At 62.2% G+C, this 18,067-nt stretch carries 18 protein-coding genes; 3 read left to right on the top strand and 15 right to left on the bottom strand.

Features of this window, described 5'->3' with window-relative positions:
- Window positions 1-2 precede the first annotated feature (2 nt).
- From ACEN42_RS37930 to ACEN42_RS37900, 7 genes are all read right to left on the bottom strand, one after another.
- The gene (locus ACEN42_RS37930; protein ID WP_371882674.1) at window positions 3-1,484 is read right to left on the bottom strand and encodes a M81 family metallopeptidase; all 1,482 of its coding nucleotides are present in this window, start codon (window positions 1,482-1,484) and stop codon (window positions 3-5) included.
- Window positions 1,481-2,752, bottom strand: coding sequence for a Zn-dependent hydrolase (locus ACEN42_RS37925; protein ID WP_371882673.1), 1,272 nt, complete (start codon window positions 2,750-2,752; stop codon window positions 1,481-1,483). The genes ACEN42_RS37930 and ACEN42_RS37925 overlap by 4 nt, the downstream gene beginning before the upstream one ends.
- A 36-nt stretch (window positions 2,753-2,788) precedes the next feature.
- Entirely contained in the window at window positions 2,789-3,490 is a 702-nt protein-coding gene (locus ACEN42_RS37920; protein WP_238211773.1) for an ABC transporter ATP-binding protein, read from the bottom strand.
- Entirely contained in the window at window positions 3,487-4,254 is a 768-nt protein-coding gene (locus ACEN42_RS37915; RefSeq protein ID WP_371882672.1) for an ABC transporter ATP-binding protein, read from the bottom strand. The genes ACEN42_RS37920 and ACEN42_RS37915 overlap by 4 nt, the downstream gene beginning before the upstream one ends.
- Window positions 4,251-5,273: a branched-chain amino acid ABC transporter permease gene (locus ACEN42_RS37910; RefSeq protein WP_371882671.1), complete on the bottom strand. Its 1,023-nt coding sequence runs from the start codon at window positions 5,271-5,273 to the stop codon at window positions 4,251-4,253. Before ACEN42_RS37910 ends, ACEN42_RS37915 begins: the two co-directional genes overlap by 4 nt.
- Entirely contained in the window at window positions 5,270-6,130 is an 861-nt protein-coding gene (locus ACEN42_RS37905; protein WP_238211769.1) for a branched-chain amino acid ABC transporter permease, read from the bottom strand. The genes ACEN42_RS37910 and ACEN42_RS37905 overlap by 4 nt, the downstream gene beginning before the upstream one ends.
- Before the next feature lie 84 nt (window positions 6,131-6,214).
- Window positions 6,215-7,423, bottom strand: coding sequence for an ABC transporter substrate-binding protein (locus ACEN42_RS37900; RefSeq protein ID WP_187603517.1), 1,209 nt, complete (start codon window positions 7,421-7,423; stop codon window positions 6,215-6,217).
- A gap of 213 nt (window positions 7,424-7,636) precedes the next feature.
- Here ACEN42_RS37900 and ACEN42_RS37895 point away from each other — a divergent pair, with 213 nt between their 5' ends.
- The 3 genes from ACEN42_RS37895 (at window position 7,637) to ACEN42_RS37885 (ending at window position 10,827) form a co-directional block, all read left to right on the top strand.
- Complete coding sequence (locus ACEN42_RS37895) at window positions 7,637-8,473, top strand: FadR/GntR family transcriptional regulator (RefSeq protein WP_035498065.1); 837 nt, start codon at window positions 7,637-7,639, stop codon at window positions 8,471-8,473.
- Between the two features lie 263 nt (window positions 8,474-8,736).
- Window positions 8,737-10,200 (top strand): beta-1,3-glucanase family protein, encoded by a 1,464-nt coding sequence (locus tag ACEN42_RS37890; protein ID WP_371882670.1) that lies wholly within the window; start codon window positions 8,737-8,739, stop codon window positions 10,198-10,200.
- A gap of 138 nt (window positions 10,201-10,338) precedes the next feature.
- Window positions 10,339-10,827, top strand: a complete 489-nt coding sequence (locus tag ACEN42_RS37885; RefSeq protein WP_035498061.1) for an Hcp family type VI secretion system effector — start codon at window positions 10,339-10,341, stop codon at window positions 10,825-10,827.
- Window positions 10,828-10,863: 36 nt separating this feature from the next.
- On the opposite strand, the gene ACEN42_RS37880 is transcribed toward ACEN42_RS37885, so the two are convergent.
- From ACEN42_RS37880 to ACEN42_RS37845, 8 genes are all read right to left on the bottom strand, one after another.
- Window positions 10,864-11,793: an alpha/beta hydrolase family protein gene (locus ACEN42_RS37880; RefSeq protein ID WP_371882669.1), complete on the bottom strand. Its 930-nt coding sequence runs from the start codon at window positions 11,791-11,793 to the stop codon at window positions 10,864-10,866.
- 8 nt (window positions 11,794-11,801) lie between these two features.
- Window positions 11,802-12,332, bottom strand: coding sequence for a DUF2889 domain-containing protein (locus tag ACEN42_RS37875; RefSeq protein ID WP_238211764.1), 531 nt, complete (start codon window positions 12,330-12,332; stop codon window positions 11,802-11,804).
- Window positions 12,329-13,261: an electron transfer flavoprotein subunit alpha/FixB family protein gene (locus ACEN42_RS37870; RefSeq protein WP_371882668.1), complete on the bottom strand. Its 933-nt coding sequence runs from the start codon at window positions 13,259-13,261 to the stop codon at window positions 12,329-12,331. Before ACEN42_RS37870 ends, ACEN42_RS37875 begins: the two co-directional genes overlap by 4 nt.
- Window positions 13,261-14,010 (bottom strand): electron transfer flavoprotein subunit beta/FixA family protein, encoded by a 750-nt coding sequence (locus tag ACEN42_RS37865; RefSeq protein ID WP_371882667.1) that lies wholly within the window; start codon window positions 14,008-14,010, stop codon window positions 13,261-13,263. The genes ACEN42_RS37870 and ACEN42_RS37865 overlap by 1 nt, the downstream gene beginning before the upstream one ends.
- 24 nt (window positions 14,011-14,034) lie before the next feature.
- Window positions 14,035-14,844 carry a CoA ester lyase gene (locus tag ACEN42_RS37860; protein ID WP_371882666.1) on the bottom strand — a complete coding sequence of 270 codons (810 nt, stop codon included), beginning with the start codon at window positions 14,842-14,844 and terminating at the stop codon, window positions 14,035-14,037.
- A 19-nt stretch (window positions 14,845-14,863) separates the two neighbouring features.
- Window positions 14,864-15,613 carry a GntR family transcriptional regulator gene (locus ACEN42_RS37855; protein ID WP_371883202.1) on the bottom strand — a complete coding sequence of 250 codons (750 nt, stop codon included), beginning with the start codon at window positions 15,611-15,613 and terminating at the stop codon, window positions 14,864-14,866.
- A 71-nt stretch (window positions 15,614-15,684) separates the two neighbouring features.
- Complete coding sequence (locus ACEN42_RS37850; RefSeq protein ID WP_371882665.1) at window positions 15,685-16,875, bottom strand: CaiB/BaiF CoA transferase family protein; 1,191 nt, start codon at window positions 16,873-16,875, stop codon at window positions 15,685-15,687.
- The gene (locus ACEN42_RS37845) at window positions 16,872-18,056 is read right to left on the bottom strand and encodes an acyl-CoA dehydrogenase family protein (protein ID WP_371882664.1); all 1,185 of its coding nucleotides are present in this window, start codon (window positions 18,054-18,056) and stop codon (window positions 16,872-16,874) included. Before ACEN42_RS37845 ends, ACEN42_RS37850 begins: the two co-directional genes overlap by 4 nt.
- Window positions 18,057-18,067 lie beyond the last annotated feature (11 nt).

The following is an 18,067-nucleotide window of genomic DNA, read 5'->3' as shown; positions in this document are numbered from 1 at the left end:
GATCAATACTCGATACCCGAATCCAGCGGATAGACAGGCCGCCTCAGGTTCTCGAACGAGAAAAGGCCGTAGTCGGAGCTCGTGACGCCACGGCTATCGCATTCGACGAGTCCGCCCGAAATCGGCACGAACACCGGGCGGCAATACATGCGCGACTTGAGTATCAGAAACCTCGCGCCGCGCGGATCGATACCAACGCTCTCGAACACGCCCAGATCCCACGGTTCGTGCGTCCGCTCCGTTACGAGGATGCGCGCAACCGGCGTTTCCAGCACGGCGGCGCGACCCATATATGCGCGTTGTCCCGTGTAGGTCGGGCCGCTGATGATGTACTCGCCATCGGTCAGCGCGCGCACGATACCCGTCACTTCGAGCGGCGGCTTTCCGCGCGATGCCACGCTTGCAAGCTTGTTGCCGATGCCAACCGTGACCGTCGCGCCCTCGCCTGCTTCGAAAAGCGTGGCCACCGCTTCGGGATCGCACAAGGGCCCGACGACGATCCCATCGAGGCCTTGCTTCAACGCCTCTTCGAATGCATCGGTCGTGTCACATGTTCCGCCCGACATGCAGTTGTCGCCGTGATCGAGCAGCAGCACGGGCTTGTCCGTCTCGCGCGCGAGTGCGGCGCCTTCGCTTATCGATTGCGCAAGCGGCGCGCTGCGATACACGAAGTCATCGCGCTCGCCCCAGATCTGCCGCGCGATGCGGTCCGCGACTTCCTGCGCCTTCGCACGCGCACCATTCGCCACGACGACGACGCTGATGCAAGGCGCGTCGATATCCGCAAGCGAGAAGCCCGACAGTACCGACACGGCCAGCACGCCATCCTCTCCTTCGGCGGCGCGAGCGGCATCGACGGCGCGCTTCATCGCACCCCCGGCGGTCGAACTCCTGAGCGTGTGCGTGAGCAGCGGCGGCTGCGCCCATGCGATCACGGGCTTCGCCTTGCCATGAATGAGATCGAGCAAGAGCCGCGCCGCATGCTCGCCGCTCTCGTACATGTCGACGTGCGGATAGGTCTTGAAGCTCGTTATCACATCCGCGTTGTCGATCATCTTCTGCGTGACGTTCGCGTGCAGATCGAGCGACACGGCGATCGGCGCATGAGGCAGCGCACGCCGCACGCGTTCCAGCAAATCGCCTTCGCCGTCGGACGAGTTTTCCGCGACCATCGCGCCGTGCAGATCGAGCATCACCGCATCGCAACCGGCTGCGGCATCGACGATCGCCTGGCAGATCGCGTCATAAGCCGCGGCGGCCACGCGCCCGCTCGGATTCGCCGATGCCGATATCGGCGTGACGACCTCGGCCTGCTCGCGCTTCGCGGCATCGATGAACGCGGACATCGCCGTGCGCATGCCCGCATTCTCGCGATACGCGTCGTCGCCATAGCAGGGGCCTTCGCGCCCGAAGGCCGCGAGCGGCGTCGCGACGGGCGAAAACGTATTGGTCTCGTGATTCATCCGCGCAATGAGAATCTTCATGCGGCCTCTCCTTCGACACTGTCGGCAGATGCATTCGCCGCGCGCAGCATCACTTGCAGCAGCACGTTGCAACCCGCTTCGAGATGATCGGCGCGTGCATCCTCGATTTCATTGTGACTGATGCCGTCCTTGCACGGCACGAAGATCATCGCCGCAGGCGCCACACGCGCGAGATACACGGCGTCATGTCCCGCGCCGCTCACGATATTCATCGAGTTTAGGTCGAGCGCCTGCGCGCTCTCTCGCACCGAAGCAACCAGCGATGCTTCGAACGGCTGCGGCGCGAAGTAGACAACTTCGTCTACCTGCACCGGCAAGCCCGCTTGCGCGCACGCGTCGCGCAATGCACGGTCCATCGCGAGGAGCGCGGCATCGTCTGCGGCGCGCAGATCGACGCTCAGCTTCACGCGCCCCGGAATCACGTTGCGCGAATTCGGATGCACGTCCACCCAGCCGACCGTGCCGCGTCCATGCGGCGCGTGATCGAGCGCGATGCGATTGACCGTGCGAATCAGATCGGCGGCCGCCAGCAGCGCATCGCGGCGCAACTCCATGGGCGTCGGGCCCGCGTGCGCTTCCATGCCTTCGATCGTCACGTCGTACCAGCGTTGGCCGAGCGCGCCCTGCACGACGCCGATCACCGTGTCGTTCGCTTCCAGCACCGGCCCCTGCTCGATATGCGCTTCGAAATACGCGCCCACGTCATGCGCCGCAACGCGTTCGCCCGCATAGCCGATGGATGCGAGCGCATCGCGCACCGATACGCCTTCGCGATCCGTCTGCGCCAGCGCATGATCGAGCGTGAATGCGCCCGCGAACACGCCCGAGCCCATCATCACCGGCACGAAACGCGAGCCTTCCTCGTTGGTCCAGACAGCGACTTCGAGCGGCGCTTTCGTGCGCACGTTGTTGTCGTTCAGCGTGCGCAAGACTTCGAGGCCCGCCAGAACGCCGTAGTTGCCGTCGAACTTGCCGCCGGTCGGGTGCGTATCGATGTGGCTGCCCGTCATCACGGGCGGCAGATCGTCGCGCGTGCCCGCGCGGCGCGCGAAGATATTGCCGATCGCATCCACGCGCACCGTGCAGCCGATTTCCTTCGCCCACGCGACGAAAAGATCGCGGCCCTGCTTGTCGAGCGGGGTAAGCGCCAGTCGGCATACGCCGCCCTTTGGCGTCGCGCCGATGCGCGCGAGCTCCATCAGGCTGTTCCAGAGACGCGCACCGTCGATGCGCAAGCCGGCCAGCGCCGGCAGATCATGAGCTTGCATGAAGAGTTCCTGAGCTGAGTGTTGCTGATCCGACCTTCAGACGACGCCAACGCCGAGGTAACGATCCTTGATCGATTCATCGGCGATGAACGCATCATTCGCGCCTTCGTACACGATGCGCCCCTGCTCGATGATGTAGTGACGATCGGCGAGTTGCGTGCACACTTCGAGGTTCTGTTCGACGAGAAGAATCGCCACGCCCGCTTTGCGGATCAGCTTCAGTTGCGCAACGATTTCTTCCACGATCACCGGCGCGAGTCCTTCCACCGGCTCGTCGAGCATCAGCAGACGCGGATGATTCATCAGCGCGCGTCCGATCGCGAGCATTTGCTGTTCGCCGCCGGAAAGCTGTCCGCCGCCGTTCGTGCGCCGCTCGTGCAAACGCGGAAAGATGCGATAGATGTCCGCGAGTTGCCACGGCGAGTCCTTGCGCGCGCCAAGGCGCAAGTTCTCCTCCACCGATAACAGCCTGAAGATGCCGCGATGCTCCGGCACGAAGCACACGCCGCGCGCAGCGATCTTGTGAGGCGGCAACTTCGAAAGCTCGGCTCCCTTGAATTTCACGCTGCCCTGCTGCGCCGTCACGACGCCCGCGATGCTCTTGAGCGTCGTCGATTTGCCCGCGCCATTGCGCCCGAGCAGAGTAACGGTCTCGCCGTCGCCTATCTTCAGCGAAACGCCTTGCAGGATATGGCTCTTGCCGTAATAGCCGTGAATGTTATCGACGTCGAGCATCATGCGCGGCCTCCGGTGATCATGTTGCCGAGATAGGCGCTGCGCACGCGCTCGTCGCCACGAATATCGGCGGGCTTGCCTTCGACGAGCACGCGGCCTTGCTGCATCACCGTGATCGTGTCGGAGATGTCCATCACGATATCCATGTTGTGCTCGATCAGAACGACCGTGTAGTCCTCGCGCAGACTGCGAATCAGATGCTTCATGTCGTCGAGATCGTCGATGCCCATGCCCGAGGTCGGCTCGTCGAGAAAGATCGCCTTCGGCCGCGCGGCGAGCGCCATGCCTACTTCGAGGCGCCGCTGCTGACCATGCGACAGCGCGCTCGCCTGCGCCGATGCGAAACGTTGCAACGCGAGGCGCTCGAGAATGCCATCGACCGTATCGCGATGTTCGAGCGCGCCACGCGGCGGCGTCCATGCATCGAGCGCGCGCTTCGAGTCGACGCCTTGCGCGGCGAGCCGCAGATTCTCGCGCACCGGGAGATTCGCAAACAGGCTCGTCACCTGAAACGAACGCGCAATGCCGCGCTTCACGCGCCGGTGATCGGGCTCGTGCGTCACATCGTGACCATCGAACACGATACTGCCCGCGCTGATCGGCACCGTGCCCGTCAGCACATGAAAGAGCGTAGTCTTGCCCGCGCCGTTCGGGCCGATGACGGAATGCACCGTGTTCCTTGCGATGCGCAGATGCACATCGGTGAGTGCCGCGAACTTGCCATAGCGTTTCGCGACGCCCTTCGCTTCCAGTATCGACACGCTCATGCCGGCTCTCCCCGATCGCGCTTCACCACGCGCAAGATGCGTTCTCCCAGTCCCCACAAACCGCGCTGCATGAAGAGGCTCACCGCGATCAGCACGAGACCGAGCAACAGCAGCCAGCGCGGCCAGAGCGTCGACAGCCAGTCGGCGAAAAGCACATAGAACGCCGCGCCGAGCACGGAGGAAAAGAGATTGCCCGTGCCGCCGATCACCGTCATCACGAGAATCATCTCGCTCGTGTGATAGTCGATGTTCGATAGCGGCGCGATACCCGTCATCATCGCGTGCAGTGCGCCGGCCAGCCCCGTGACCGCCCCCGATACCACGAACGCCACGAGCTTGAAGCGCCTGACGTCGTAACCAACGGCAGCGGCGCGCGCTTCGTTGTCGCGGATCGCAAGCAAGGTGCGGCCGAAGACCGAATGCGACACGCGCAGCATCAGCCAGAACGCGATCAGGAACAGCACCGCCACGAACGCGTAGTACTGCCACGGCGATGCGATCGACACGAGCGGCTGACCGAAGATCGACAAGGCAGGACGCGGAATATCGAGCAGGCCGTTGTCGCCGCCGGTGAGATCGGGCGTCGTGTAGGCGAGAAAGTAGAACATCTGCCCGAATGCCAGCGTGAGCATCACGAAGTACGCGCCGCGCTGACGGATCGAGAACCATCCTACGATGGCCGCCGCGACCGCACCCACGACGATCGCACCGAGCAACGCCACGGGTACTTGCAGTCCTGACTTCGTGAGTATCAGGCCGGCGCTATAACTGCCGAGGCCAAAGAAGATGCCTTGCCCGAAGGACAGCAGGCCCGTATGCCCGAGCAACAGATTGCAGCCGAGCGCGGCGAGCGCATAGACGAGCACTTCGGTGGCGAGCGATCCGGAACGCATCGTCATCGGCAGAATGCAGACGACGATCGCCGCGAGCACCAGGAACCGATATCGATGCAGCGAATGCCTGAGGGATCGTTGGGGCACGCTCACGTCCAATGTATTCGAATCGAGCTTGGAATTCACGCGGTCCTCCCGAGCAATCCGTTCGGACGCAGCAGCAGCACTGCGGCCATCGCGACATAGATCATGAGACGCGCGCCTTCGGGCCATAGCGTGCTCATCACGCTTTGCACGATGCCGACCAGCAATCCGCCGACAAGCGCACCGAGAAAGTTGCCCATGCCGCCCACCACGACGACGACGAACGCAACGCCGAGCGCCTCGATGCCCATGAACGGATCGACGCCGCGTATCGGCGCGGCGAGCACGCCCGCCAGCGCCGCCGTGCCCGCGCCGAGCGCGAACACGAGACTGAAGATGCGCGTCACGTTGATGCCGAGCAGCGACACCATCTCGCTCGATTCACTGCCCGCGCGCACTGCGCTGCCGAGGCGCGTGCCTTCGAGCACCCACCATAGAACGCCCGCCAGCACGGCCGTGAACGCGATCACGAAGAGGCGGTACTTCGGGTAGATGAAGCTGCCCCACATCACGACGCCGTTCAGGATGTCGGGCACGGCCACGTTATCGCCGAGCGGTCCCCACACGATGATCGCGCACTCCTGTATCACGAGCGCAAGACCCACCGTCGCGAGAATATGGAACTCGTGCTGTTGCGCATAGACATGCCGCAGCACGAGTTTCTCGACGATCCACGCGCACGCGCCGACGACGATGGGCACGATGACGAGCGCGGCCCAAAAGCTCATCGACCACTGCATCGCCTGATAGCAGAAATACGCGCCCAACAGATAGAACGCGCCGTGGGCGAAGTTCACGAAGCGCAGCAGCCCGAACACGATCGACAAACCGACCGCGAGCAGAAAATACAGCATGCCCACGCCGATGCCGTTCACGACCTGCAACAGATAAACGTTCATGGCCTTGCATCAGAAAGGTGGCGGCGCGAATGCAGGTCTCGCCCGCATTCGCGTGAGAATGATCTGCGTCAGTACATCACGCGATCAGGCGAGCTTGCACTGCGTCTTGTCGAGCGGCAGGAACGACTGACCCGAACTCACGATGTCGGCGTAATCGTCCTTGTCTTTCATCTTGCTCTTGGGCTTGCCCTTCAGCAGATAGTAATTCTTCAGCACCTGATGATCGCCCGCGCGAATCTCTTCGGGACCGGTCAGGCCCGCGTACTTCATACCCTGGAGCGCGGCGATGACTTTCTTCGGATCGGCGGTGCCCGCCTTCACGATGCCATCGAGAAGAATTTTCGTGCAGATATACGATCCGGCGAGGCTGTAGTTCGGGTTCGACTTGTAAGCCGCGCTCACGCGCTTGACGAGATCGTGGTTGAGCGGTGCGTCGATCGCATGCCAGTATTGCGCGCCGAAGTACACGCCCTCGCAGATATCCGGCCCCAGCGCTTCGAACTGCTCCAGACCCGATGCCCATGCCATCAGGATCGTGCAGTTGTTCTTCATGCCGAAGCTCACGGCCTGACGCAACGTGTCCGACGATTGCGAGCCGAAGTTGAGAATGAGAAGAACGTCGGGCTTCGCGGCGACCGCGTTGGTCAAATAGCCGCTGAATTCCTTTTCATTGAGCGAGTGATAGCTGTTGCCCACATGCTCGATGCCCTTTTCCTTGAAGATGTTCTTCGCCGCGGACAGGAGGCCGTCGCCGAACACATATTGCGGCGTGATCGTGTACCAGCGCTTCGCCTTGGGCATCGATTCGATCAGCGGGCGCACGGTCTGCTCGATCGCACCGAAAGTCGGCACCGACCAGCGGAACGTCGCGCTGTTGCAGTCCTTGCCGGTGAGTTCGTCCGCGCCTGCCGTCGTGATGAAAATGCCGTCGGCCTTTTCGGCTTCCTTGCCCATCGCGAGCGCTTCCGAAGAAAGAATGCCGCCCGCGAAATAGCGCGCGTTCTTTTGCTGTGCGATTTCCTGCACGCGCCGAACGGCGGTTGCGGGTTTTCCCTCGGTATCGAGCGTCGTGTAGGCGAGCGGCTGGCCGAGCACCTTGCCGTATTGCTCGATCGCGAGTTTCATGCCGAGATCGGCGTACTTGCCGTTCGCCGCGAACGGACCGGACATGGGCACCGGGCACGCGAACTGGATCGGCGAGCCCTGCGCGAAGGCGCTTCTTGCGACGAGCGCTTCGAACGATCCCGGAATGGCCGACAGCGCGGCCAGCTTCAACATGTTTCGGCGATTCAAAATTGACGCTCCTTGAGAAGATGACCCGCGCAGCCGCTACGCTTTATTTTCGTGGTAGCTTCAAGCCTCGGCCCGGTTCATTCTATTTATCATGATAAATAGAATGAACCTGATGCTAGAAACAATAAATTCGCGTGTCAATAAGGCAAAATTCCAAGTCTGACGAGCGGGCCGTGCGCGCGTATAAAGCAGACAAAGACAGGGAGCATCGACATGGTGATGGAGCGTGCAAAACGCGCGGGCGCAGCAATCGAGATCGCGCAGCAGCCGATCAAGCAGCCAAAGCGCGCCGACCTGGTCGCGGAGGAGATCAAACGGCTGATCACGGAAAAGAACCTCAAGCCCGGCGACAAGCTGCCGCGCGAGGTCGAATTGCAGCAGCTCTTTTCCGTAAGCAAGAGCACGACGCGCGAGGCGCTCAAGTCGCTCGAAGTGCAAGGGCTCATCAAGGTGACGACAGGGCCTTCGGGCGGCGGCACGATCGTCGAGGTGCCGCTCGATCGCACCTTGCAACTGCTGCAGAACTATCTGTTCTTCAAGGACGTGACCATCGACGACATCTACACGGTGCGTCAGTTACTCGAGCCCGAACTTGCGGCGGGCGCGGTGCCGCATCTCACCGACGAGGATTTCGCGGCGCTGGAAACGAACATCGCATGTTGCGACGAACCTGCTTCGAAACATGCGGATCGCGACATCGTGCGGCAACGTCAGGAAGACGTGAACTTCCACGACATTCTCGCCGCGGCAAACCCCAATCCCTTTTTGCGCTTCACGTGCGAGCTCATCAACGAGATGATCCGGCAGCTCATCGAGTTCAGGAACGACACGCCGCCAGCCGAGCATGAGCGCTTCGGCCGCGCGAATGTGAAGATCCATAAGGCGATCACGGAAGCGGCGCGCGCACGGGACGCGGACAAGGTGCGCGAACTGATGGTGATCCATATGACCGAGGCGCCGCGCTATGTGAAGCGCATGAAGGGCAAGTTGCGGGGGCGGCTGATTCTCGACTCGGAGATTCGCAAGCGCATGGGCGCACGCGGCAATTGATCGCGGGGGTTCGCCAGAGACCTTAAGGGACCAGCCCGAGGTCCAGCGAAACTACTCTCGAATCTTCCATCTTCAGCCCCGTCGTGACGCACCGCCCGAGAAGATTGGGCGCCGCTTAGCCTCAAGCCACCGCCTTCGCTTGCCGATAACCCGATCAGTTCCCGAACCCTGCGTCGTGCCAGGAAGCCCTCGCACGCGTATCCCCTGGCGCGGGTTATCTGCCCTGCCGCCTTTAACCGTATGCTCCGACGAAGGACCCGAAGATGACGACCAAATCCATCAGCCGACGCACTTTTCTTCTCGGCATGGGGGCATCGGGCCTCCTCGCCGCATGCGGAGGCGGTTCGGGTTCGAATCCGGCGTCGGGATCCACGGCGGCGTCGTCCGGTCCCGCTTCCCCGTCCGGGCCGCAGGCAGGAGGCGCTCAATCCACCGCGAAGACGCCGCTGACGCTCGATCTCACGCACACCGATCTGCCGGCCGGTACGGCCGTCTATGCCTACGTGATCGGCGAGACGAGTCTCGCTTCCGGCGTGACGCAGTACTGGGTGGACTCGACCGGCACGCCCCATGTAATGAGCGCCGCCGACAACACGATCGCCGCGAAGACGTTCCCCGGCTCGTCCGCACTGCCCGGCAGCGAAGCCGCCGCGCTTGCCCAAACGTATCCGCTCGCATGGGCCGATTACAGCATTCCGCTCACTGTCGGTTCCAGCTTCGTACTGGATCTGTCGAAGCTCAACGCAACGAGCATTCCGGGTCTGGGCACCGGCACAGCGGCGTTCAGCGGCCGCATTTATCTATCCGTCGGTGTGCCGAAACTGCCGTTCACGGCGCTCAGCAGCAGCGCATACACGGCCCCTGTGACCGTCGACGGTCCCGGCTCACTCACCCTGTTCGACTGGATCGAATTCTCGTTCGACAGTGAAGGCAATTTCAACGGCAACACCACGCAGGTCGATCAGTTCGGCTTTCCGCTGTTGCTCAACGGCACGCCGGGCGGCGCGCAGCAAGGTCAGTACGATTCGTCGCGTCCGGCTATTCTCGATGCGGTGTCGAAGCTGCCCGCCGCGTTCTACCTGCCGCAGAGCGTGCCCGCGCCGTCCGCGTTTCCAGCGGGACTCGCGGTCAATGGCAGCGTCACCTTGCGTGCGCTCTCGCCCAAGAGCATCTCGGCGCAGAACCAGTACAGCGGCTCGCTGCTGACGTATTTCGATCAGACCATCGAGAACTGGTATCAGACGTGGACCACCACGCCGCTGTCGGTCACCGATCTCGCGACGGGCACCTACACCGGCATCGTGCAATCCGGTGCCGGCCTGACGTTCTACGCCGGTTCGACGGCGAGCGGCACGGCGGCGTTCACGGTCGGCGGCGCGGGCACGCCCGGCATCTCCAGCTATGACGTCTGGCAGTGCGCGAACAGCCTCGCGACCGGCAGCGACGCCGCCAAGAACGTGCAGAAGATGCTGGCCGCCGCGTTCAACCGAGGCGTGATGTCGAACACACTCGCCGATGCGACCTGCAAGAACGACGCAGCCACCTTCTATCAGATCGCGAACCCCAACACGCTCGTCTTCAATCCGTGGGCGCAGTTGTTCCATCGACTGAGCACGAACTCACTTGCCTACGCCTTCCCCTACGACGACGTCTGCGACCAGAATCCGTCCATCGGACTGACGGCGACGCAGTCGGTCACGATTACGCTCGGAAAGTTCTTCAGCTGAGTTTCGACGAAGTGGGATAAGCGCCATGTTTCATTCGTAACCTGAATCCCTTTTTCTGAAACTCGGCGGTAACGGCGCGTCCACAGAATACATCTCATGCGCTAAACGAAACGCGCCAAACAAACCGGAGAACAAATCATGCCGATGCCGTGCTACCTCACCCTCGAAGGCCAAAATCAAGGCAAGATCGAAGGCTCGAACAAAGTCCAGGGTCACGAAGGAAAGATTCTCGTCCAGGCCGTCGATCACACCATCGAAATCCCGAAGAGCCCGCAAACGGGTCTGCCCACCGGCAAGCGCGTGCATGGCGCGATGACGATCACCAAGGAAATCGACAAGTCCTCGCCCAAGCTGTTTCAGGCGCTGACCTCGGGCGAGCAGATGAAGGACGTGTCGCTGGAGTTCTACCGCATCTCGCCGAAGGGCACGGAAGAGAAGTACTACACCGTGAAGCTGTCGAACGCGATTCTGACGAACATGAAGTCGTGGACGCCGAACGCGCTGGACCCGAACAACAAGCAAATGGGCCACATGGAAGACCTCGCGTTCACGTACGAAAAGATCACGTGGACCTACGAACCGGACGGTATCGAAGCCGAAGATTCGTGGCTCGCGCCGAAGGCCTGATGTCGAGTTGATCGGTGCACAGTGGTTCCGCCCCGGTTACTGCTTCATCGACACCAGAGGAGAAAGGAACTGCTCGACGTGCGGCAACCAGATGGGAATGGAATCGGTGACGGCAAACATCCCGTGACCGTTCCTTCCAAAAGGCGGCTCGACGATCATCTCTCCCTGACCGCCAGCCGCCTGAAACGCTGCAAACCAGGTCGCCACGATCTGGGGCGCGAAGTACAAATCGTTTTCGACATAGTGCCAAAGGACCGGCACTTTTATCGTCGATGAAAAATGCCGGATCGCGTCGGCCATCTGTTGCGGGCCGCAGGGTATGCCCGGATGTTTCGCCGGGTCACCACCGCGACCGCCCGAGAAGTTCACGACCGCGACCAGCCCCTTTGGGGCATAGCTCGCCGCTGCCAGAGACGCGAATCCGCCTGCCGACTGACCCACCAGGACGACGTGATCCCGATCGACCTGCGGCAACGTCCCTGCATAGGCGACGGCTGCGAGCACATCCTGCGCCGCGTCCTTGCCTGCCTGAAGATAGTCGGGGTTCTTGCATGAACCGAAGCCCTCTTCATAAGTGCCGCCTGTAGCGCCGAAGCCCCGGCGAATCGGCACGATGACTGCGAAGCCGAGCTGGACGAATGTGCGGATCTGCGGCAATTCACGGTAGCGGCCGACCTTCGGGCGGTCCCTCGGATCAGGCGGACTGCCGTGGCTCAACACGATCAACGGAAAAGGTCCGTCGCCGTCGGGCATATAGGTGGTCGCGACGATGTCGCGTTCGTGTTCGCCGAACAGGCCGTGCTCGATCACCGGCACCTTGACGACGGTTTCGTGCAGATCGATAGCGCGTGTGTCCATGTCGTCACCAGCCAACGCGACGCCGGCGATACCCCAAATCGATGCACCCAACGTCATCGACCATGCCAGGCGGATCAGAATCCCTTTTCGACGATTCATCGGGCTCATACCAAGGCTCAGGCGCGCGGTCGCGCCCTGTACCATTTCGGATGAAATGCTTCGACGAGCGGGCCGTCGATGCGCAGCGCATGGCAACCGTCGATTTGAAACGGCCGTGTGGCGCCGCTCGCGTTGATCTCTTCGCTCATGGTCTGGAACGCGGCCGTCGCCACTGCACCGATCAGCTCCGTCAGATGCGTGCAGCCCTGCACACCGCCGAACAGGCTTCTGATCTCGCGCATGAAACCCGGCGCGAGCGTCATGCCCTGGAGCTTCCGATACTCCGGCGCGATCGTGTCGCAATGGCCGACATAGGGCACGGTAATCGACTCGGCATGCGCATCGCGAATCACGAAGTCGACGCCTATCGTAATGCGCAGCATCATTTCGTGTACGGGATCGCCTGCCTTGACCACCACGCCATGCGACGCGCGGTCGTATGACTTCGTATCGCGCAGGCGGCCTTCGATGTCGTAGAGACCGTCCGCGCGTTTGAAGCCTTGCAGTGTGATCTGCCGCGTGTGCAGCGGCACGCGATCCGTCGTCACAGCGTGCTCGCGAGTTCCGGTACGACCGTGAAGAGATCGCCGACGAGACCGTAATCGGCCACGCTGAAGATCGGCGCTTCCGGGTCTTTGTTGATCGCGACGATGACCTTCGAATCCTTCATGCCTGCCAGATGCTGAATCGCGCCCGAGATGCCGACAGCCACATACAGTTGCGGCGCGACGATCTTACCGGTTTGACCGACCTGATAATCGTTCGGGACATAGCCAGCATCGACTGCCGCGCGCGATGCGCCCAGCGCCGCGTTGAGTTTGTCGGCGAGCGGTTCGAGCGTTTTCGTATAGTTCTCGCCGCTGCCCAGCCCACGTCCACCGGACACGATGATACGTGCGCTCGTCAGTTCCGGACGATCGAGCTTCGTCACTTCGCGGCTCACGAACTGCGAGATGCCTGCGTCGGCTGCGGCTTCGATCTTTTCAATCGCAGCATTTCCGCCGTCTGCGGCAACCGGATCGAAACCCGTCGTGCGAACCGTGATCACCTTGATCGGATCGCTCGATTGCACCGTGGCGATGGCATTGCCCGCGTAGATTGGGCGCTCGAACGTGTCGGCGCTATCGACGGCGGTGATATCGCTGATCTGCGCGACATCGAGATGCGCGGCAATGCGCGGCGCGATGTTCTTACCGTAAGCCGTCGCGGGAGCGAAGATATGCGAATAGTCCTTCGCGATGTTCAGCACAGTGCCTTCGATGTTTTCCGCAAGACCTTCCGCGAGTTGAGGCGCATCGGCGAGAAGCACTTTCGAAACGCCCGTGATCTTCGCCGCCACATCCGCCGCACCCTGCGCGTTCGAACCTGCGATCAGCACATGCACATCGCCACCGATCTTCAACGCAGCCGCAATCGTGTTGAGCGTCGCGGCCTTGATCGACGCATTGTCGTGTTCCGCAATAACGAGAGTCGTCATCAGATTACCTTCGCTTCGTTCTTCAGTTTTTCGACCAATGCCTTCACGTCGGGAACCGTAATTCCCGCGCTGCGTTTCGACGGCTCGACGACCTTCAGCGTCTTCAGACGCGGTGCGACATCGACGCCCAGATCGGCGGGCTTCACCGTCGACAAAGGCTTCTTCTTTGCCTTCATGATGTTCGGCAGCGTCACGTAGCGCGGCTCGTTCAGGCGCAGATCCGTCGTGACCACTGCGGGAAGCTTCAAAGAAAGCGTTTCCGCGCCGCCATCGACTTCACGCGATACAGTCGCCTTGCCATCCGCGACTACGACTTTCGATGCGAACGTCGCCTGCGGCAGGCCCGCCAGTGCGGCAAGCATCTGACCAGTCTGATTCGAATCGTCGTCGATAGCCTGCTTGCCTAGGATGATCAAATCAGGCTTCTCCTGATCGACCAGCGCCTTCAACAACTTCGCGACGGCCAAAGGCTGCAACTCTTCCGACGTTTCCACCAGCACAGCACGATCCGCGCCGATGGCCAGCGCGGTACGCAAGGTCTCCTGACACTGCGCCACGCCGCACGACACGGCGATAACTTCCGTCGCAACGCCCGCTTCTTTCAGACGCACTGCTTCTTCAACAGCAATCTCATCAAACGGATTCATCGACATCTTCACGTTGGCGATATCGACGCCAGTGTTATCCGACTTCACCCGGACCTTGACGTTGTAATCGACCACACGCTTGATCGGCACCAGAACCTTCATTCCTCTTATCTCCTCATGTCCGCTTCACGCGGCCTGAATTCGTCGGGCGCGATCGACGATCGGCTTGTCGACGAGTTTCCCGTCCACCGAAATCGCGCCGCGTGGATTGGCTTCGAGCGCGGCCAGAACACGCGCCGCCCATTCGCGTTCCGCCCCGCTCGGCGCGAAACCCGTGTTCACCGCCTCGACCTGCTTCGGATGGATGCATAACTTGCCGCCGAAACCGAAACGGCGCGCATCGAGCACGTCGGCGTTGATCGCATCGATATCGCCGGTGGCGAGCGTCACGCCATCGACCGGCGGCGGCAGTCCCGCAAAGCGCGACTCGATGACGAACTGCGAGCGCACGTAATCCAGCTCGCGCGCGGTGCCATCGATGCCCGCGTCCACGCCGAAATCGAACGAACCGAAGGCGAGCCGCGCCACGCGTCCGCTCTGCGCGATCTCGCGCATGCGCACCACGCCCGCGACGCTTTCCACCAGCGCGATCAGCTCGACACCTTCGACACAGCGCGCCGCGATATCGGCGAGTTGCGCCGCGTCCTCGGCCTTCGGCGCCATGACGGCGCGAACGTTAGCCGCGCGCACCATCGACACATCTTCCTCGTGCCACGGCGTGCCATACGCATTCACGCGTATCACGACGCGCTCGCGCACCTCGTCCGCTAGCGGCGATTGCAACCATTGCGCGATCTGCGCGCGAGCCTGCGCTTTCACGTCGATGGCGACCGCATCCTCCAGATCGATGACCACGCGATGCGCCGATGTCGCCAATGCCTTGTCGAAACGTTCCGGACGATCGCCCGGAACGAACAGATAACTGCGTGCAATCATGCGCAATTCCTCGAATGCTTCAGGCGCCGCTCCAGCCGCGCTGGAACGTCTCCGAATAGCTGAAGCGGTCGGCGGGATGGATGCTGACCGCCGCCTCGACGATCTCCCCGCGCTTGTTGAAATACCGGCGCGACAGCCACAGTGCGGGCGAACGCGCCTTCGCATTGACGAGGCGCGCGATGTCCGCGGGCAACGCCATCGCGCGAATCTCCTGCTCCACGCGTGCGATCTGCTCGCCGAACTGACGCTCGATCATCGTGAAAATCGGCGTATGCGGCTCGTCCTCGATGCCCCTCAGCGAACGGAACGCGGGCTGTATATAGACTTCGGTATGACAGATCGGATCGACACTTTCGGGCGAGCGCCGGATGCCTTCCAGACGCAGCCACGTTTCGCCGGGCTTCGCCTGCAACATCGCGCATAGCGAGGCATCGCTCACTTCGACGGTCTCCTTCTTCAGGACCTGAAGCGCGGTGTCCGCGGAATAGCGATGCAGGTCGCTCAGTTGCTGCATGACCTGCCGATAACTGCCTTCCGAATTCAACGCCTTGACCGTGGTGCCGATGCCCGCCTGCCGCACCACCATGCCGAGTTGCACGAGCTGCTTGACCGCTTCGCGCACGGTCGAGCGGCTTGCGCCGAACTGCTCGCACAATTCGAATTCGGTGGGAATGGTGGAGCCCACCGGAAAGCGTCCGTTCTGAATTTCGTTGATGAGCGTCTGCGCCAGTTGCAGATAACGCGGTTGCTGACCGAGCACGTTGACCATCTTTTGCACGCACGATGAAGGATTGACGGACGGACCCGCCATTCGCGCGACATCATCCGGTGCAAGCATCATCATTGCACCGCGCCGCTTTCGCGCAAATGAGCGATCCGTCCAGCATCGTAACCGAGTTCGGCCAGAAGCCTCGCGTTGTCCTGCCCGAGTTCGGGCGCGGCGCGTGCCGCCAGCGTCTCGTTCACGCGCACCGGCGCGGCCACGTTGCGGACCCTGCCGAAGCGCGGATGCTCCGCTTCCGTCACGCTCTGACGCTCCGCGACGAACGGATTGTCGAGCGCCTGCTTGACGTCGTAGACCGGCGCGGCAGGCACGCGGCCACCCAGGCGTTCGAGCCATTCGGCGGTCGTCGCGCGCGAGAGCGCCGCATCCAGTTCCTGTTCCACGAGATCGCGATTCGCGAGCCGCGCCTTGAAATTGCAGAAGCGTTCATCGGTGATCCACGACGGCTTGTCGAGTATCTCGGCCAGCACGCCCCAGAACTTCTCCTTGTTGCACATCAGGAAGATCCAGCCGTCCTTCGTCTTGTACAACTGACTCGGCGTGAGCGACGGATGCGCCGATCGACGGTCGCGTCCGGTCACCGTGCCGCCGTTCAAATACCATGTGCCGACATACGCGAGGTTATGCAGCGCGACATCGAAGAGGCTCGTGTCCATGTCGCGGCCGATGCCCGTCGTGCGCGCCTGCACGAGACCCGCGAGCAGCGCCATCGCGGCCGTGGTCCCGGTCATCAGATCGATGATCGAAAGGCCGAAGCGCGCGGGCGGCGCGTCAGGCTCGCCGGTCACGGACAGATACCCCGCTTCCGCCTGCATCAGATAATCGTAGCCGGGCCACGATGCGCGGCTGCCGGTGCGTCCATAAGCCGACAGATGCGCGCAGACGATCGCCGGATTCGCGTCCTTCAATTGGTCGTAGGTGAGACCCAGTTTCACGGGCAGATCGCCGCGCAGATTGTTGAAGACCGCATCGCTCGTCTTCACGAGATCGAGCAGCACTTCACGCCCCTCGGGCTTCTTCAGATCGAGCGTCAGACTGCACTTGTTGCGATTGAACGCCTCGAAGAAATGGCTGTCGCCCTCGCCGAAAAAGTAAGGACCCACATTGCGGCCGACATCGCCGCCTTCGCGGAAGTTCTCGATCTTGATGACTTCCGCGCCGAGATCGGCGAGATGCTGCGTCGCGAACGGACCCGCACCGTATTGTTCGATGGCGACGATACGTACGCCGGAAAGAGGCAGGCTCATGCAGGGTTCCTCGCAATCAGCATCTTGGCGATGATCAGGCGTTGCATCTCGTTCGTGCCCTCGCCGATGGTCAGGAGCGGCGCATCGCGATACAGCCGCTCGACGTTGTATTCCTTCGAATAGCCATACGCGCCGTGGATGCGCATCGCTTCCATGCTGTTCTCGACAGCCGCTTCGGTGGCGAAGTACTTCGCCATGCCCGCTTCCATGTCGCAGCGCAGCCCTTTGTCATACGCGCGTGCGGCCGAGTCGGTCAGAAGGCGCGCCGCCTCCACGCGCGTCGCCATCTCGCCGAGCTTGAGCGCGATCGCCTGATGCTCGCAGATGGGCTTGCCGAAGGTCTTGCGCTGCTGCGAATACGCGACCGCTTCATCGAGCGCGGCCTGCGCGACGCCGACGCCACGCGCCGCCACATTGATGCGACCGAGTTCCAGACCGCTCAGGATCTGCTTGAGCCCGAGCCCTTCCTGACCGCCGATCACGCGCGACACCGGCACGCGAAAATCGGTGAACGTGAGCTCGCAGGTATCGATGCCCTTGTAGCCGAGCTTCTGCAACTGGCGGCTCACTTCGTAACCCGGTCCCTTCTCGACGATCAAGAGGCTCATGCCTTTATGACGCGGCTGCGCGTCCGGATCGGTCTTGACGAGCAGCGCGAGCACGTTGCCGTACTTGCTGTTCGTGATCCATGTCTTGTTGCCATTGACGACATACTCGTCGCCTTCGCGGCGCGCGACGGTGCGGATCGCCTGAAGGTCCGTGCCGCAATCCGGCTCGGTCAGGCCGATGCCGCCGCGCAGTTCGCCCGTCGCCATGCGCGGCAGGAACTCGCGTTTCTGGTCTTCGGTGCCGTTACGCTGGATCGTCATCGCCATGATGAGGTGCGAGTTGATGATGCCGCTCACCGACATCCACACCGCCGAAATGCGATCGACGATCTTCGCGTAGGTCGCGGTCGTGAGACCGAGACCGCCGTACTCGGGCGAGATCAGGCAACCGAACAGCCCCATGTCCTTCATCTTCTCGACGATCTCGTGCGGATACTCGTCCTTCGCGTCGAGCTCGTGCACATACGGTTTGACTTCCGTCTTGAGGAAGCGGTCGAGCATGTCGAGAATGAGCGTCTCGTTCTCTGCGTAGTCGCTCAAGTCCTGCTGTTGATCGGCGTCGATGGTAGCCATTGCTTCTCCTG

The organism is Caballeronia sp. S22, from assembly GCF_964261745.1.
Taxonomy (GTDB): domain Bacteria; phylum Pseudomonadota; class Gammaproteobacteria; order Burkholderiales; family Burkholderiaceae; genus Caballeronia; species Caballeronia jiangsuensis.
The sequence above is the reverse complement of the archived record's forward strand: the minus strand, read 5'-3'. Positions and strand labels throughout refer to the sequence as shown.

Coding starts and splice junctions, on each gene's coding strand:
- ACEN42_RS37930 (WP_371882674.1), bottom strand. CDS start 1,484: ATGAAGATTCTCATTGCGCGGATGAATCACGAGACCAATACGTTTTCG.
- ACEN42_RS37925 (WP_371882673.1), bottom strand. CDS start 2,752: ATGCAAGCTCATGATCTGCCGGCGCTGGCCGGCTTGCGCATCGACGGT.
- ACEN42_RS37920 (WP_238211773.1), bottom strand. CDS start 3,490: ATGATGCTCGACGTCGATAACATTCACGGCTATTACGGCAAGAGCCAT.
- ACEN42_RS37915 (WP_371882672.1), bottom strand. CDS start 4,254: ATGAGCGTGTCGATACTGGAAGCGAAGGGCGTCGCGAAACGCTATGGC.
- ACEN42_RS37905 (WP_238211769.1), bottom strand. CDS start 6,130: ATGAACGTTTATCTGTTGCAGGTCGTGAACGGCATCGGCGTGGGCATG.
- ACEN42_RS37895 (WP_035498065.1), top strand. CDS start 7,637: ATGGTGATGGAGCGTGCAAAACGCGCGGGCGCAGCAATCGAGATCGCG.
- ACEN42_RS37890 (WP_371882670.1), top strand. CDS start 8,737: ATGACGACCAAATCCATCAGCCGACGCACTTTTCTTCTCGGCATGGGG.
- ACEN42_RS37885 (WP_035498061.1), top strand. CDS start 10,339: ATGCCGATGCCGTGCTACCTCACCCTCGAAGGCCAAAATCAAGGCAAG.
- ACEN42_RS37880 (WP_371882669.1), bottom strand. CDS start 11,793: ATGAGCCCGATGAATCGTCGAAAAGGGATTCTGATCCGCCTGGCATGG.
- ACEN42_RS37870 (WP_371882668.1), bottom strand. CDS start 13,261: ATGACGACTCTCGTTATTGCGGAACACGACAATGCGTCGATCAAGGCC.
- ACEN42_RS37865 (WP_371882667.1), bottom strand. CDS start 14,010: ATGAAGGTTCTGGTGCCGATCAAGCGTGTGGTCGATTACAACGTCAAG.
- ACEN42_RS37860 (WP_371882666.1), bottom strand. CDS start 14,844: ATGATTGCACGCAGTTATCTGTTCGTTCCGGGCGATCGTCCGGAACGT.
- ACEN42_RS37855 (WP_371883202.1), bottom strand. CDS start 15,613: ATGGTCAACGTGCTCGGTCAGCAACCGCGTTATCTGCAACTGGCGCAG.
- ACEN42_RS37850 (WP_371882665.1), bottom strand. CDS start 16,875: ATGAGCCTGCCTCTTTCCGGCGTACGTATCGTCGCCATCGAACAATAC.
- ACEN42_RS37845 (WP_371882664.1), bottom strand. CDS start 18,056: ATGGCTACCATCGACGCCGATCAACAGCAGGACTTGAGCGACTACGCA.